At 46.2% G+C, this 15663-nt stretch carries 14 protein-coding genes; all 14 read left to right on the forward strand.

Translation table 11 applies throughout. The features are described 5' to 3' along the window. The first annotated feature begins 1 nt into the window (after position 1). The 14 genes from MDMS009_RS10205 (at position 2) to fusA (ending at position 15388) form a co-directional block, all read left to right on the forward strand. A complete protein-coding gene (locus tag MDMS009_RS10205) occupies positions 2–1255 on the forward strand; it encodes an NADH-quinone oxidoreductase subunit D (RefSeq protein WP_008291665.1) in 1254 nt (417 codons plus the stop codon). Then, on the forward strand, positions 1252–1764 hold the full coding sequence (nuoE, locus tag MDMS009_RS10210) for an NADH-quinone oxidoreductase subunit NuoE (protein ID WP_008291756.1): 513 nt from the start codon (positions 1252–1254) through the stop codon (positions 1762–1764). The genes MDMS009_RS10205 and nuoE overlap by 4 nt, the downstream gene beginning before the upstream one ends. After that, a complete protein-coding gene (gene nuoF / locus MDMS009_RS10215) occupies positions 1761–3038 on the forward strand; it encodes an NADH-quinone oxidoreductase subunit NuoF (RefSeq protein ID WP_008291445.1) in 1278 nt (425 codons plus the stop codon). The genes nuoE and nuoF overlap by 4 nt, the downstream gene beginning before the upstream one ends. A 12-nt stretch (positions 3039–3050) precedes the next feature. Then, positions 3051–3209, forward strand: coding sequence for a 2Fe-2S iron-sulfur cluster-binding protein (locus MDMS009_RS16505; protein WP_008291358.1), 159 nt, complete (start codon positions 3051–3053; stop codon positions 3207–3209). A gap of 75 nt (positions 3210–3284) precedes the next feature. Further along, on the forward strand, positions 3285–5390 hold the full coding sequence (nuoG, locus tag MDMS009_RS10220; RefSeq protein ID WP_272941077.1) for an NADH-quinone oxidoreductase subunit NuoG: 2106 nt from the start codon (positions 3285–3287) through the stop codon (positions 5388–5390). A 5-nt stretch (positions 5391–5395) separates the two neighbouring features. After that, the gene (gene nuoH / locus MDMS009_RS10225) at positions 5396–6445 is read left to right on the forward strand and encodes an NADH-quinone oxidoreductase subunit NuoH (RefSeq protein WP_008291240.1); all 1050 of its coding nucleotides are present in this window, start codon (positions 5396–5398) and stop codon (positions 6443–6445) included. Next, positions 6445–6933: an NADH-quinone oxidoreductase subunit NuoI gene (gene nuoI / locus MDMS009_RS10230; RefSeq protein ID WP_008291749.1), complete on the forward strand. Its 489-nt coding sequence runs from the start codon at positions 6445–6447 to the stop codon at positions 6931–6933. Before nuoH ends, nuoI begins: the two co-directional genes overlap by 1 nt. A gap of 12 nt (positions 6934–6945) precedes the next feature. After that, complete coding sequence (locus tag MDMS009_RS10235) at positions 6946–7545, forward strand: NADH-quinone oxidoreductase subunit J (protein ID WP_008291386.1); 600 nt, start codon at positions 6946–6948, stop codon at positions 7543–7545. After that, positions 7542–7847, forward strand: a complete 306-nt coding sequence (nuoK, locus tag MDMS009_RS10240) for an NADH-quinone oxidoreductase subunit NuoK (protein WP_008291324.1) — start codon at positions 7542–7544, stop codon at positions 7845–7847. Before MDMS009_RS10235 ends, nuoK begins: the two co-directional genes overlap by 4 nt. Positions 7848–7851: 4 nt before the next feature. Further along, positions 7852–9798 (forward strand): NADH-quinone oxidoreductase subunit L, encoded by a 1947-nt coding sequence (gene nuoL, locus MDMS009_RS10245; RefSeq protein WP_008291303.1) that lies wholly within the window; start codon positions 7852–7854, stop codon positions 9796–9798. Positions 9799–9820: 22 nt separating this feature from the next. Beyond that, positions 9821–11332: an NADH-quinone oxidoreductase subunit M gene (locus tag MDMS009_RS10250; RefSeq protein WP_008291478.1), complete on the forward strand. Its 1512-nt coding sequence runs from the start codon at positions 9821–9823 to the stop codon at positions 11330–11332. Positions 11333–11347: 15 nt separating this feature from the next. Beyond that, on the forward strand, positions 11348–12778 hold the full coding sequence (nuoN, locus tag MDMS009_RS10255) for an NADH-quinone oxidoreductase subunit NuoN (RefSeq protein WP_043888181.1): 1431 nt from the start codon (positions 11348–11350) through the stop codon (positions 12776–12778). 24 nt (positions 12779–12802) lie between these two features. Then, on the forward strand, positions 12803–13090 hold the full coding sequence (locus MDMS009_RS10260) for a DUF2818 family protein (protein ID WP_237700521.1): 288 nt from the start codon (positions 12803–12805) through the stop codon (positions 13088–13090). A gap of 201 nt (positions 13091–13291) precedes the next feature. After that, positions 13292–15388, forward strand: a complete 2097-nt coding sequence (gene fusA / locus MDMS009_RS10265; RefSeq protein WP_008291355.1) for an elongation factor G — start codon at positions 13292–13294, stop codon at positions 15386–15388. The last annotated feature ends 275 nt before the right edge of the window (positions 15389–15663 follow it).

Raw genomic sequence — 15663 nt, forward strand, 5'->3', positions numbered from 1 at the left:
AATGGCTGAAATTAAGAATTACACGCTTAACTTCGGTCCACAGCATCCGGCAGCGCATGGCGTATTACGTTTGATTTTGGAAATGGACGGTGAAGTCATTGAGCGCGCTGATCCGCACATTGGCTTATTGCATCGTGGCACGGAAAAGCTGGCTGAGTCCAAACCATTCAATCAAAGTATTGGTTATATGGATCGACTCGATTATGTATCCATGATGTGTAATGAGCACGCCTATGTGATGGCCATTGAGAAGCTGATTGGTCTTGAAGTACCCATTCGGGCGCAATATATCCGGGTGATGTTTGATGAGATTACGCGTGTACTCAATCATTTGATGTGGTTGGGCGCACACGGACTGGATATCGGTGCGATGACGGTTTTCCTATATTGTTTCCGTGAACGTGAAGATCTGATGGATTGCTATGAAGCGGTTTCCGGCGCGCGTATGCATGCGACCTATTATCGTCCGGGTGGCGTTTATCGGGATTTGCCTGCTCGCATGCCGCAATACCAAACATCAAAATGGCATAACGAAAAAGAAGTTAAAAAGAAAAATAGTAATCGTGAAGGCAGTCTGCTCGATTTTATCGAGGATTTCACTACGCGTTTTCCAAAATGTGTTGATGAATATGAAACCTTATTAACAGATAACCGGATCTGGAAACAACGCACAGTTGGTATCGGTGTGGTCAGCCCTGAACGAGCCATGCAGCTTGGTTTCACTGGTCCTATGTTACGTGGCAGTGGTATTGAGTGGGATCTTCGTCGTAAGCAACCATATGAAGTCTATGACAAGCTCGACTTTGATATTCCAATAGGTAAGGAAGGCGACTGTTACGACCGCTATTTAGTCAGAGTAGAAGAGATGCGCCAATCCAATCGCATTATCAAACAGTGTGTTGATTGGTTACGAGCCAACCCCGGCCCAGTGATTCTTGATAACAGTAAAGTCGCGCCGCCAAAACGCGCGGTGATGAAAGATGATATGGAAGCCCTGATCCATCACTTCAAATTATTTACAGAAGGCTATTGCGTACCGGAAGGTGAAGTTTATAGCGCGATTGAGCATCCCAAAGGTGAGTTTGGCATTTATATGGTGTCTGATGGTGCCAATAAACCTTATCGAGTCAAAATTCGGGCGCCGGGTTTCCCGCATCTGGCGGCGATGAATGAAATGAGTAAAGGGCATATGCTGGCAGATGTGGTGGCTATTATCGGCACGATGGATATCGTTTTTGGTGAGATAGACCGATGACGGAAATGTTACTAACCGGTCCAAAAGAAGGCTTATTCACAGAGACACTGCGTGAGCAGATGGATACTTGGATTGCGAAATACCCTGCTGGTCAGGCGCAGTCTGCTGTTATTCCCTGTCTGCATATTTTACAGGCGGCTAATGAAGGCTGGCTGACGACAGCGATCATGGATGCACTGGCAAGTTATTTATCTATTCCCGCAATCAGTGTGTATGAAGTAGCCACTTTTTATACGATGTTTGAGTTATCACCGGTCGGTAAACATAAAATCAGTGTCTGCACCAATATCTCTTGCATGTTGTGTGGCTCTGAAAAGGTGATGCAACACATCGAACAGAAGTTGAATATCAAGCCGGGACAAACAACAGAAGATGGTCTGTTTACGCTGAAAGAAGTCGAATGTTTGGGGGCCTGTGTTGGTGCCCCTATGATGTTGGTTGACAAGCAATATCACGAATTCCTGACGGAAGATAAAATTGATGACATTCTTGATAGGCTGAATTCATGAAACTCGATCAGATTTGTTTTCGCACCTCTCATCTTGAGCAGTCATGGACCTTGGATGCTTACCGTCAGGTGGGTGGTTATCAGGTGCTGGAAAATTTACTGAAAAATAAAATGCGGCCGGAAGAAATTTTGGAGCAGGTGAAAAACTCAGCATTACGCGGCCGTGGCGGCGCAGGCTTTCCCACAGGATTGAAATGGAGTTTTATGCCACGCCGCATGCCGGGCGAAAAATATATTGTCTGTAATTCTGATGAAGGTGAGCCGGGTACCTGTAAAGATCGCGATATTCTGCGCTATAACCCGCATCAGTTGATTGAGGGCATGATCATCGCGGGGTATACCATCGGAGCAGGTACCGGTTACAACTACATTCGCGGTGAGTTTTATGAGCCAATAGAACGTTTTGAAGCGGCATTAAAAGAAGCCCGGGAAGCAGGGCTGTTAGGTAAAAATATTTTAGGTAGTGACTTCCATTTTGAGTTGCATACCCACATCGGTGCTGGTGCCTATATTTGTGGTGAAGAAACAGCATTACTGGAGTCATTAGAAGGGAAGAAAGGCCAGCCACGTTATAAACCCCCGTTTCCTGCCGGTTATGGCTTATATGGCCGTCCTACTACAATCAACAACACTGAAACGTTGGCGTCTATTCCCGTTATTTTGCAATATGGCGGTGACTGGTTTCATGAGATTGGCACGCAGAATAATGGTGGTAGCAAAATCTTCTGTATGACAGGTCACGTCAACAAACCGGGAAACTATGAAGTACCGCTGGGGACGCCATTTTCTGAACTACTGGAATTGGCTGGCGGTGTGAGGGATGGCAATTCGCTAAAAGCGGTGATTCCGGGCGGCACCTCTACCCCGGTGGTACCGGGCGACAAAATGCTGCAACTGGATATGAGTTATGACGGCATCGGTAAAGGTGGTTCCATGCTGGGAGCAGGCTCCGTCATCATTATGGATGAGAAAACCTGCATGGTGAAAGCGTTGAAGCGTATTGCCTATTTTTATTACGAAGAGTCGTGTGGCCAGTGCACCCCTTGTCGCGAAGGCACCGGCTGGTTATATCGTGTGATCAAACGTATCGAAGAAGGGCAGGGCAAACAGGAAGATTTAGACAGGCTGGTCAATGTCGCTGAAAACATCAATGGCAACACGATTTGTGCCTTGGGTGATGCGGCTGCGGCACCGGTGATGAGTTTTATCAAACATTTTCGTGATGAATTCCAGTATCACATTGATCACGGTCATTGTATGGAACATACAGGTTAAAGACTGACAGATATGGTTAATATCGAAATTGACGGTATTCCACTTAAGGTGGATTCAACAAAAATGATTATTCAGGCCGCTGATGAAGCCGGTATTGATATCCCTCGTTTTTGTTACCACAAAAAATTGTCGATAGCTGCAACTGTCGAATGTGTCTGGTTGAGTCGATAGAGCGCGAAAAGCCCTGCCTGCTTGTTCTACACCGGTTTCGGAAGGCAAGAAAGTCTATACTGACTCAAAAGTGCGATTAATGCTCAGCGTAGTGTGATGGAGTTTCTACTGATTAATCACCCGCTGGATTGCCCGATTTGTGACCAGGGTGGTGAATGCGAATTACAAGACCTATCCATGGGATACGGCGACGGAGTGAGTCGCTTCACTGAGGGCAAACGGGTTGTTAAAGATAAAGATATTGGCCCTTTAATTCAGACAGATATGACCCGTTGCATTCATTGCACCCGCTGCGTGCGATTTGGTCAGGAAATCGCCGGAATTATGGAGCTGGGTGCCACAGGACGTGGTGAGCATATGGAGATTGGCACCTATGTTGAGCACAGCTTAGTATCTGAGCTGTCAGGCAATATCATTGACTTATGCCCGGTCGGTGCCCTGACGTCAAAACCGTTTCGCTACAAAGCCCGTGCCTGGGAATTAACAGCACACCCAACCATAGCCCCTCATGATGCCGTAGGCTCAAATATCGAACTGCATATTCGCAAAAATGATGTGATGCGGGTTGTGCCTCGTGATAACGAAGCAATCAATGAGGCATGGCTCTCAGACAGGGACCGCTTTAGTTATCTTGGGCTTAATTCGGCTGAACGTATTGCTGAGCCGATGATAAAAAAAGCCGGGCAGTGGCAAACCACAGACTGGCAAACAGCCTTGGAAACGGCGGTTGAAGGGGTTAAAGGCATTGTTGCCAAACATGGCCCCGAAGAGTTAGGTGGCTTGATTTCACCGACAGCTACATTGGAAGAAGCGTATTTATTTCAAAAATGGCTACGTGGGCTGGGTACAAAAAATATTGATCATCGTCTGCGCCAGCAAGACTTTGCCGACAGTCAATCTGATTTCAGCCTGAACGATTGGGCGCTAGCAGACATTGATGACTCCGATGCGATTGTTTTGCTGGGTAGCAATATTCGCGCGGAACAACCCATCATTGCTCACCGCATACGTCAGGCGGCGTTATCCGGGGCAACGGTGAGTAATATCAACTTTTTTGAAAGCGATTTATTGATGCCGGTTCAGCATCAGCTAGCAGTTGATGCAAAAGATATGGCCTATTATACCCTGGCTGGCATTGCAAAAGCGCTTACTCAGGCAAATAAAGAAGACGCAGCGGAATGGCGAGAATTATTGGGCGAAAGACGTCCTTCGCCGTTTGAACAAAATGTTGCCTTACAGTTATCCAATGCCAGGAATGCAACCTTATTTGTTGGGGATTTGATAAATCATCACCCTCAGGCCAGTGTTTTTAGGGCTTTAGCAAAATTGATTGCCTCCTTGAGTAAAACCACTTTGGTGATCCTGCCAACTGCCAACAGCAATGCACATTTGAAAGCGAAAACACTGCCATCTGAGAACGGCATGAATACCATGCAAATGTGGCAAAGCGATCTTTGTGCGTACGTACTCATGGGCGTCGATCCACAGATGGATACGGCTATCCCGGATGATGCACGACGCGCGTTGAAAAGGGCCAGTTTCGTTGTGGCTATCAATAGTTTCCATAGTGATGTTATCAACGAACATGCTGATGTGATTTTACCTGCAGCGTGTTTTGCTGAAACATCAGGGACATTTATTGGTATTGATCAGCAATGGCAACGATTTGCTGGTGGCGTTGAGCCGCGCGGCGATAGTCGGCCCGGCTGGAAAATTTTGCGTGTCCTTGCAAATGTCAGCCAGTTGAATGGGTTTGAACATATTTCATCGCAGGATGTGGTGGATGAAATCGAGTCTGAGTGGAACATGGGACAGAAACCCGCCAGCCATGATTTTATACCCGAATCCTTCTCGGTAACATCAGATTTAATGCTGATTTCCGAAGTGCCGATGTACCGTACAGACAGTCTTTTACGGCACAGTAATGCCTTGCAGCAAACGCCCGAAAATAAAGCGAATGATGTTGCACGAATGAACCAGCAGGAAGCTGACAAGCGGGGCGTAAATCATCAATTACCGGTGATAATTAAACAGGGTGAAAACCAAATCAGTCTTCCCCTTGAGATTGATGATGCTATCGCGGATGGCTGTATTTATGTTGCTGCTGCAACACTGGCCAGTGTTGCTATTGGCCGAATGTTTGGCCAGGTTGAAATCACTCAAGCAGGACCATCAAGCTGATGGATATGCTACTCGAGTACATCCTGCCCAATATCGCCAAGATATTCTTGATCGTGGTGCCGTTAATGTTGGGTGTGGCGTATCTGACCTATTTTGAACGTAAAGTGATTGGTTATATTCAGACTCGCATTGGTCCCAATCGTGTTGGGCCATGGGGTTTATTACAACCGATTGCTGATGGCCTCAAGTTATTGATGAAAGAGGTTATTTTTCCTGCGCGCTCTAACCTTTATTTGTTCCTGGTGGCCCCCGTGCTGGCGATTGGTCCTGCTTTGGCAGCGTGGGCAGTGATGCCCTTTGATGATGGCATGGTGCTGGCTGATATTGATGCTGGTTTGCTCTATATCCTGGCAATAACATCAATGAGCGTTTATGGCGTTGTTGTGGCTGGGTGGGCGTCAAATTCACGCTATGCCTTTCTTGGCGCCTTACGAAGTGCCGCGCAGGTGGTGTCTTATGAAATAGCAATGGGCTTTGCTTTGGTCGGTGTATTGATTGCAGCAGGTAGCTTGAATCTGGGGGAAATCGTACTGGCGCAGCAAGGCGGTATTTTGCACTGGTACTGGCTACCCTTATTACCGTTGTTTGTTGTTTATTTCGTATCGGGTGTTGCTGAAACCAATAGGGCGCCATTTGATATTGCCGAAGGCGAATCAGAAATTGTGGCCGGCTTTCATGTCGAGTACTCAGGCATGGCGTTTGCGGTGTTCTTTTTGGCTGAGTATGCCGATATGATCTTGATATCAATGTTGGCGGCGACGATGTTTATGGGAGGCTGGTTATCACCTTTTGAGGGGATTCCAGTTCTGGAAGATCTGTTTGCCTGGGTACCGGGGTTAATCTGGTTATTGGCAAAAACCTCGTTTTTCTTATTTATCTATTTGTGGATACGGGCTACTTTTCCACGTTATCGCTATGATCAAATTATGCGTCTGGGCTGGAAAATCTTTATCCCCGTTACCTTGGTCTGGCTAGTGATTATCGCAACGGCTCAGGTTTTTGATATTGGCCCATGGTTTACTGAAAACGCGACGATTGCTACAGGAGGGGCGTGATGAACCAACTACGCCATTTCTTTAAAAGCTTTTTGTTATGGGAGCTGCTGAAAGGGATGAAACTGACTGGCAAATATTTGTTTGCCCGTAAAGTGACAGTTCAGTACCCCGAAGAGAAGACGCCACAGTCACCACGTTTCCGTGGTTTACATGCTCTACGACGTTATCCCAATGGCGAGGAACGCTGTATTGGCTGTAAGTTGTGTGAAGCCGTGTGTCCAGCATTGGCTATCACCATTGATACTGAGCCAAGAGATGATGGGACGCGGCGGACTACGCGTTACGATATTGATTTATTTAAGTGTATTTATTGTGGATTCTGCGAAGAGTCCTGTCCGGTGGATTCGATTGTTGAAACGCGTCACTTTGAGTATCACTTTGAAGAACGTGGTGATCATGTGATTACCAAAGACAAGCTGCTGGCCATTGGGGATAAATATGAAGATCAGATTGCCGCAGATCGAGCTGAAGATGCGCCATACCGCTAGGATAAAAGCTTAATGGAAAAAATTATCTTTTATGCGTTTGCTGCCATATTACTGTTTGCCGCCACCATGGTGATTACGGTGCGAAATCCGGTACGAGCAGCACTGTTCCTGGTACTAGCTTTTTTCACCAGCGCAGCAATTTGGTTGATGCTGCAAGCTGAGTTTTTAGCTATCAGTCTGGTGTTAGTTTACGTTGGCGCTGTATTGGTATTGTTTTTGTTTGTGGTGATGATGCTGGATATTGATTTGGCACCGCTACAGGAAGGTTTTACCAAATACCTACCGCTTGGGATCATTGTTGCAGCATTAATTGTGGCTGAAATGATCACCGTGTTAAATGCGCCGCAATTTGATATTGCCGCGACAGCGGTGGCGGGTGAGAGCAACACCCGAATGTTGGGTCGTTTGCTGTATACCGTCTATGTATATCCGTTCGAGATTGCGTCGGTGATTCTGACCGTAGCGATTGTGGCTGCGATTACGCTCACTTTGCGAGAACATTCGCGAAAACTACAGGATCCAGGCAAACAAGTTGCGGTCAGAAAGCAAGAACGTGTGCGTTTAGTGGATTTACGTTCAGCCAAAGTTGATAAGGAGGAGAAGCAATCATGATTGTTTTATCTGATTATCTTATCCTCGCGGCGCTGTTATTTAGCCTTTCTGTGGCTGGCATTTTCCTGAATCGTAAAAATATCATCATTTTATTGATGTGCATTGAATTGATGCTACTGGCGGTGAACCTTAACTTTATCGCTTTCTCACATTTCTTGGGCGATCCGGCTGGGCAGGTGTTTGTTTTCTTTATCCTCACCGTTGCGGCGGCAGAGGCGGCAATAGGCTTGGCGATTCTTGTGGTGTTGTTCCGTAACCTTAGCACCATTAACGTGTCTGACCTTGATCGGTTGAAGGGGTGACGGCATGAGTCAGTATTTGCTGCTCAGCATTGTCTTAGCACCGCTTTTAGGTAGCATTTTTGCTGGCTTTTTTGGCAAGAAAATAGGCCGTACATGGTCGCATCGTTTGACGATTGCAGGCGTGGCGACTTCTTTTGCACTGTCTGTGTGGGTGTTCAAGCTAGTTGTTGTTGACGGCGCTTATTTTAACGACAGTGTTTATCAATGGCTCAAGGCCGGTTCGTTAACCTTCGAAATCGGGTTTATGGTTGATGCGCTTACTGCCGTGATGATGACGGTAGTCACCTTTGTGTCTTTAATGGTGCATATCTACACCATTGGCTATATGGAGGATGACGATGGCTATTGCCGCTTCTTCAGCTATATATCGCTGTTTACCTTCGCGATGTTAATGCTGGTTATGGCAAATAACTTCCTGCAATTGTTCTTCGGTTGGGAAGCTGTAGGCCTGGTGTCGTATTTGCTCATTGGTTTTTGGTACAAAAAGCCCACTGCTATTTATGCCAATCTCAAAGCGTTTTTGGTCAACCGTGTTGGCGACTTTGGTTTTTTACTGGGTATTGCAGCGGTATTGATGTATGCCGGTAGTTTGGATTACATACACGTCTTTACTCAAGCGCCGACCATGGCAGAAAAAACCATTGTCTTATTTGGTGATGCGCAATGGTCAGTGATGACGGTAACCTGTATTTTGCTGTTTATTGGTGCCATGGGTAAATCAGCACAAGTACCTTTGCATGTGTGGCTGCCAGACTCAATGGAAGGCCCTACCCCGATTTCGGCGTTGATTCATGCTGCAACGATGGTGACTGCAGGTATCTTTATGGTGGCAAGAATGTCGCCACTGTTTGAGTTGTCTGAGACTGCCTTGTCGTTTGTGCTGATTATTGGCTCAATCACAGCGTTGTTTATGGGCTTATTAGGTTTGGTACAAAACGATATCAAACGCGTTATAGCGTATTCAACGCTCTCGCAGCTAGGATATATGACAGTAGCTTTGGGTGTGTCGGCCTATGCTGCGGGCGTATTTCACCTTCTGACGCATGCCTTCTTTAAGGCATTATTATTTCTTGCCGCCGGTTCGGTCATTATGGCCCTTCATCATGAGCAGGATATGCGGCGCATGGGTGGATTGAAGAAATACATGCCGATCACCTACTGGACCAGCCTAGTCGGCTCACTGGCTTTGATTGGCTTTCCTGGCTTTTCTGGTTTTTTCTCAAAAGATGCCATTATCGAAGCGGTGCATGCCTCTGATATTGCCGGCAGCCAATTTGCTTACTTTGCCGTGTTGGTCGGTGTTTTCATTACTGCCTTGTATAGCTTTCGGCTTTTCTTCCTGGTTTTCCATGGCAAAGAGCGCTTTGATACCGATGCCGGGCATTTACCGCATGAGTCACCCAAAGTGGTGACGATACCTTTGATATTGCTGGCGATACCGTCGATTGTTGCGGGGTATTTCATCGGTAGTGTGGTGTATGGACGCTTTTTTGGTAATGCGATTTTTGTAGCAGGCCACCACCACGTTTTGGGCGAACAGGCTGAGCAGTATCACGGCATTATCAGTTTTATGTTGCATGGTTTGCAGGCATGGCCATTCTGGTTAGCTATTTCGGGGGTTGCCATGGCCTGGTATCTCTATATGCATCGGCCTGATATCCCTGGAATATTGCAAGAAAAGTTACATGGCGTACATCATCTATTAATTAATAAGTATGGCTTTGATGATTTTAATGACAAGGTCTTTGCTGCGGGCTCACGAGGATTGGGCGCGATGCTATGGCGTATTGGTGATCGTTTATTGATTGATGGTGCTGTGGTGAATGGCTCGGCCAAAACCGTAGGCTGGGTAGCCAAATTAGTGAGGCATATGCAATCGGGCTACTTGTATCACTACGCGTTTGCAATGATTGTTGGGGTTTGGCTATTGCTAACCCTCTATGTGGCTTAACTGGGGCGAACTGAGAATAGATATGCTTGCAGATTTACCTTTACTCAGTCTTGTTATCTGGTTACCCATCCTTGGTGGGGTAATTGCCATTTTAATTGGCGATGAACGACCGATTCTGAAACCCTTCGCTTTGGCGATAGCAACGCTAACCATGTTGTTGTCATTTGGTTTGTATATCGGGTTTGATAATACAACGTATCAGATGCAATTCGTTGAACGTCATTCATGGATAGAAACCTTTGCGATCAACTATCATTTGGGCGTAGATGGTTTTTCGATGCCGTTGATTATTCTGACGACCATTTCGACCTTGCTGGTGGTGGTTGCCGCATGGGAAGTGATTAAAGATCGGCTTAGCCAATATCTGGCTGCTTTTCTGATTATGGAAGGCTTGATGCTGGCGGTGTTCTCAGCACTCGATGCTATTTTGTTCTATGTATTCTTCGAGGCCATGCTGATCCCACTGTTTTTGGTGATTGGCATCTGGGGTGGCCCCAATCGGGTTTACGCCACGATTAAGTTTTTCCTCTATACCTTTTTCGGCTCAGTGTTTCTGTTAGTGGCATTACTGTATTTACGCCATGTCAGTGACAGCTTTGCAATTCTCGACTTTCACAATGTCGGGCTTAGTCTTAAAGAGCAAACATGGTTATTACTGGCATTTTTAATTGCGTTTGCTGTGAAGGTGCCCATGTGGCCGGTGCATACTTGGTTACCTGATGCCCATGTTGAGGCGCCCACAGGGGGCTCTGTGATCTTGGCGGCGATCACCTTGAAAATTGGTGGTTATGGTTTTCTGCGTTTTGCGCTACCTATTGCCCCGGATGCCAGTCTGGTATTGGATTGGTTTATTATCAGTCTGTCGCTAATCGCAATTGTGTATATCGGCTTTGTTGCTTTGGCGCAGTCAGATTTAAAGAAATTAATCGCTTATTCCAGTATTGCTCATATGGGCTTTGTGACATTGGGTTTATTCATTATCTTCCGAATATTTGCCAATGCATCAACCGGCACTGGTGCTGTGCTGGCAATAGAAGGAGCCATGGTGCAAATGATTTCTCATGGCTTTATTTCAGCGGCCATGTTCCTCGCCGTTGGCGTATTGTATGACCGTATGCATACCCGTGAAATCAGCGCCTATGGTGGCGTGGTCAACACGATGCCGGTGTTCGCTGCGTTTGCCGTGTTTTTTGCTATGGCTAATGCTGGCCTGCCGGGCACATCTGGTTTTGTCGGCGAATTTATGGTGATTCTAGCGGCGTTTCAGGCTAACTTTTGGTTTGCCTTTTTGGCTGCGACAACCTTGATTCTTGGTGCTGCCTACACCTTATGGATGGTAAAGCGCGTGTTTTATGGCGAGGTTGCTAATCAAGAGGTAGCAGCCTTGAAAGACATTAACCGTCGCGAGTTTGCAATGCTGGCTTCATTAGCCGTGATTGTTTTATTTATAGGTGTTTGGCCCGATCCCTTGTTAGATGTGATGCATGCCTCGGTCGAGCATTTGTTAACCCAAGTTTCCCAGTCGAAGTTGTAGAGGATAGGCGCAGAGATGTTTCAAGTTCCTAATATGCAGTTCGCGCTACCGGAAATGTTCCTGCTGGGCATGGCCTGTGTGATTTTATTGTTGGTTGCTTTCACTGGTGTACGCCGAGTGGAGTGGGTCTATGGTTTAAGTCAACTGACGCTATTGAGCACTGCCTTAATTATTTTCTGGTCTATCGGTGATGGTGGGCTGACCTTTGCTGATACGTATGTGAAAGATAGCCTCAGTGATCTGCTCAAACTGAGTATTTGTCTGGTCAATGTATTGGTTTTGTTGTATTCGTCGGCCTATTTAAAAGCTCGCCAGCTAATGCAGGGCGAATTTTATGTGCTAGCCATATTTGCCACCTTAGGCATGCTGATCATGGTGTCGGCCTATCACTTTCTGACCTTGTATCTGGGACTGGAGTTACTGTCTTTATGCTTATACGCCATGGTGGCGATGCAGCGTGACTCTGCCGTCGCCACTGAAGCTGCGATGAAATACTTTATATTGGGGGCAATTGCTTCGGGTATGTTGCTTTACGGCATGTCGATTATTTACGGCATTACTGGCAGTCTCGCCTTGGGTGAGGTTGCCGCTGCAGTGTCGATGTCGACTGGCAATGAGACTATTCTTAGTTTTGGTTTGGTGTTTTTGATTATTGGTATTGGCTTTAAGTTTGGTGCTGTACCATTTCATATGTGGTTGCCTGATGTGTATCACGGTGCCCCGACAGCCATGACGTTATTTATAGCAGCAGCACCTAAAATCGCGGCGTTTGCGATGCTGGTTCGATTATTGGTTGAAGGGCTGATAGACTTGCACAGCCATTGGCAAGACATGCTCATTATGTTGGCTGTGTTATCAATGATTGTCGGTAATGTTGTCGCGATTGCTCAAACCAACTTGAAGCGTATGCTGGCGTACTCGACCATTTCTCATGTGGGTTTTTTACTGATGGGGGTGTTGTCGGGAACGCAAGAAGGGTTTGCTGCCTCCCTGTTTTACACGCTGATTTATGCATTGATGACTTTGGGTGCCTTTGGCATGATTTTGCTACTGAGCAGGCAGGGTTACGAGGCCGAGAATATTGAAGATTTCAAAGGTCTCAGTAGGAAACAACCTTGGTTTGCATTAATGATGATGATTTTGATGTTTTCGATGGCAGGTATTCCGCCTTTGGCTGGTTTTTATGCCAAACTGCTTGTCATTAAATCAGTGATAGATGTCGACTTGCTCAGCGTGGCTATAGTGGCTGTGATTACTTCGGTGATAGGCGCGTTTTATTATTTACGCGTGATTAAAGTCATGTATTTTGACAAGCCGTTAGTTGAGCATACGGTGACGGCATCAAGCTTAGTTCAGATTATACTGAGCGCAAATATTTTAATGGTTTTGGGGCTGGGGCTATTCCCCGGTATGCTAATGAAAATTTGTTCAATCGTCTTTGTGTAAAAGGGAATCATGTCAGTCTGGTTAATGTTAGGCGTTTTTTTACTGATTGCGAACCTACCATGGGTTGGTAATAGAGTATTTTTTGTGTTTCCTATGCAGAACAAGCCCATCTGGGTGCGGTTAGTAGAATTAGTGGTCTATTACCTGCTGAGTTTGCTGATTAGCATGGTGTTCGAGACACGATTTTCGGGTGATGTGTACCCACAGAATTGGGAATTTTTTGTCACCACATTGAGCTTTTTTATCGTGTTGGCGGTGCCGGGTGTCGTCTATCGCTATCAATGGCTGCCAATGCAGAAAAAGTTCAAATAAAGATAACGGGTTTATCGCAGTCAGCACTATATAAACCGCGGTATTCACTAAATAAATCGCCCGCAAATGGCAACAGACAACATTCTGTAACTTCATTATTCGATAATGTGTGCATCTGTTGTCGATCTAGTTTAGAATTGGCGGGTTTAACTACGTGGTAATACACGTATTGTTCACTTAAATATCAATAGAGACGGGATTATGGCTTCATCTTCTGATTTAACCAAGTACAGAAATATCGGTATCTTTGCTCACGTTGACGCGGGTAAGACCACCTCGACAGAACGTATCTTAAAACTGACTGGTAAAATCCACAAAACCGGTGAGGTTCACGAAGGTGAGTCGACCATGGACTTCATGGATCAGGAAGCCGAACGTGGTATTACTATCCAGTCAGCGGCGACTACCTGTGAATGGAAAGGTCACCGTCTGAACGTTATCGATACCCCTGGACACGTTGACTTCACTATCGAAGTATATCGTTCATTGAAAGTTCTCGACGGTGGTGTTGGTGTTTTCTGTGGTAGTGGTGGTGTAGAGCCACAATCAGAAACAAACTGGCGCTATGCGAATGACTCAGAAGTGTCTCGTCTGATCTTTGTTAACAAACTGGATCGTATGGGTGCTGACTTCTACCGCGTTGTGAAACAGGTTGAAGACGTACTGGCTGCGACACCGCTGGTCATGGTTCTGCCAATTGGTATCGAAGACGAATTCGTTGGTGTGGTTGACCTGCTGACACGTAAAGCATGGACGTGGGCAGATGAAAAAGACCCAACCAGCTACAGCATCGATGAGCCACCTGCAGAGATGGCTGACCAAATCGAAGAATGGCGTGAAAAACTGATCGAAACGGCTGTTGAGCAAGATGACGATCTGATGGAAGCCTACTTGGAAGGTGAAGAGCCTGCGATTGATGACATCAAACGCTGTATCCGTAAAGGTACGCTGCAACTGGACTTCTTCCCAACATACTGTGGTTCAGCATTTAAAAACAAAGGTATGCAATTGCTGCTTGACGCGATTGTTGACTACCTGCCTAACCCAACTGAAGTTGATCCTCAGCCAGAAGTTGATCTGGAAGGTAACGAAACAGGTGAAGTGGCGACTGTTGATATTAACGGCCCATTGCGCGCGCTGGCGTTCAAAATTATGGATGACCGCTTTGGCGCTCTGACATTCGTCCGTGTTTACTCGGGTGAGCTGAAAAAAGGCGATACCGTTTTGAATACCTTCACCGGTAAAACAGAACGTGTTGGTCGTATGGTGGAAATGCACGCCGATGACCGTAACGAATTAGATTACGCACACGCTGGTGACATCATCGCTATCGTGGGTATGAAAGACGTTCAAACCGGTCACACTTTGTGTGATCCGAAAAATCCAGCGACACTGGAACCAATGGTCTTCCCGGATCCTGTTATCTCAATCGCGATTGCAGCGAAAGATAAAGGTGCCTCAGAGAAAATGGGTATCGCACTGGGTAAGATGATTAAAGAAGATCCTTCTTTCCGTGTAGAAACAGACCAAGACAGTGGCGAAACCATCATGAAAGGCATGGGTGAGCTGCACTTGGATATCAAAGTAGACATTCTGAAGCGTACTCACGGTGTTGATGTTATCGTTGGTGAACCACAAGTGGCATACCGTGAAACCATCACACAACGTATCGAAGACAGCTACACACATAAGAAACAATCAGGTGGTTCGGGTCAGTTTGGTCGTATCGACTACATTATTGAGCCGGGTGAGCCAGGTAGTGGTTTCACTTTCGAATCTACTGTTACCGGTGGTACTGTTCCTCGTGAATTCTGGCCAGCAGTTGATGGCGGCTTCAAGAAAATGATGGACAAAGGTGTTCTGGCTGGCTTCCCACTGTTAGACGTGAAAGTTAACTTGTTTGACGGTGCTTTCCATGCCGTTGACTCCTCTGCGATTGCATTTGAGTTGGCAGCGATGGGTGCATATCGTCAGTCAATTCCTAAAGCGGGTCCTCAGTTGTTGGAACCGATCATGAAAGTTGACGTATTCACACCGGAAGATCACGTCGGTGACGTTATCGGTGACTTGAACCGTCGTCGTGGCATGATCAAGTCTCAAGACGCTGGTGCAACTGGCGTACGTATCAAAGCTGATGTGCCTCTGAGTGAAATGTTTGGTTACATTGGTTCGCTACGTACAATGACTTCTGGTCGTGGTCAGTTCTCAATGGAATTCCTGCAATACAGCCCATGCCCACGTAATGTGTCGGAAGAGGTTATTAAGGAAGTTCAAGAGCGCGAAGCGGCTAAGAAATAAGTTAATTATTTCTGCAAAATTAAGAAGGGCTGATTTTATCAGCCCTTTTTTTTGCCCAAGATTTGCCGAAATCAGCTGAATATGGAAATATAAAGCTCAGTAAGGATACTCAGATACAAACAAGGGCAGGGATCTAACCTGGTTCAAAATAGCCTTACCCTTCGCTTAGTGCTTCTTAGCATTAGTCTTCAAGTAATACAAAGTTTCCTGACTGATAAATTAAAAGGCCGGCCCGATAATAATTATTATGAGGCCAGTGGCCTCATTAATAGGCT

This window comes from Methylophaga thiooxydans DMS010 (assembly GCF_000156355.1).
In the GTDB taxonomy this organism is placed as follows: Bacteria; Pseudomonadota; Gammaproteobacteria; order Nitrosococcales; family Methylophagaceae; genus Methylophaga; species Methylophaga thiooxydans.

Coding starts and splice junctions, on each gene's coding strand:
- MDMS009_RS10205 (WP_008291665.1), top strand. CDS start 2: ATGGCTGAAATTAAGAATTACACGCTTAACTTCGGTCCACAGCATCCG.
- nuoL (WP_008291303.1), top strand. CDS start 7,852: ATGAGTCAGTATTTGCTGCTCAGCATTGTCTTAGCACCGCTTTTAGGT.
- nuoI (WP_008291749.1), top strand. CDS start 6,445: ATGAACCAACTACGCCATTTCTTTAAAAGCTTTTTGTTATGGGAGCTG.
- nuoE (WP_008291756.1), top strand. CDS start 1,252: ATGACGGAAATGTTACTAACCGGTCCAAAAGAAGGCTTATTCACAGAG.
- MDMS009_RS10235 (WP_008291386.1), top strand. CDS start 6,946: ATGGAAAAAATTATCTTTTATGCGTTTGCTGCCATATTACTGTTTGCC.
- nuoF (WP_008291445.1), top strand. CDS start 1,761: ATGAAACTCGATCAGATTTGTTTTCGCACCTCTCATCTTGAGCAGTCA.
- MDMS009_RS10260 (WP_237700521.1), top strand. CDS start 12,803: ATGTTAGGCGTTTTTTTACTGATTGCGAACCTACCATGGGTTGGTAAT.
- nuoK (WP_008291324.1), top strand. CDS start 7,542: ATGATTGTTTTATCTGATTATCTTATCCTCGCGGCGCTGTTATTTAGC.
- MDMS009_RS16505 (WP_008291358.1), top strand. CDS start 3,051: ATGGTTAATATCGAAATTGACGGTATTCCACTTAAGGTGGATTCAACA.
- MDMS009_RS10250 (WP_008291478.1), top strand. CDS start 9,821: ATGCTTGCAGATTTACCTTTACTCAGTCTTGTTATCTGGTTACCCATC.
- nuoN (WP_043888181.1), top strand. CDS start 11,348: ATGTTTCAAGTTCCTAATATGCAGTTCGCGCTACCGGAAATGTTCCTG.
- fusA (WP_008291355.1), top strand. CDS start 13,292: ATGGCTTCATCTTCTGATTTAACCAAGTACAGAAATATCGGTATCTTT.
- nuoH (WP_008291240.1), top strand. CDS start 5,396: ATGCTACTCGAGTACATCCTGCCCAATATCGCCAAGATATTCTTGATC.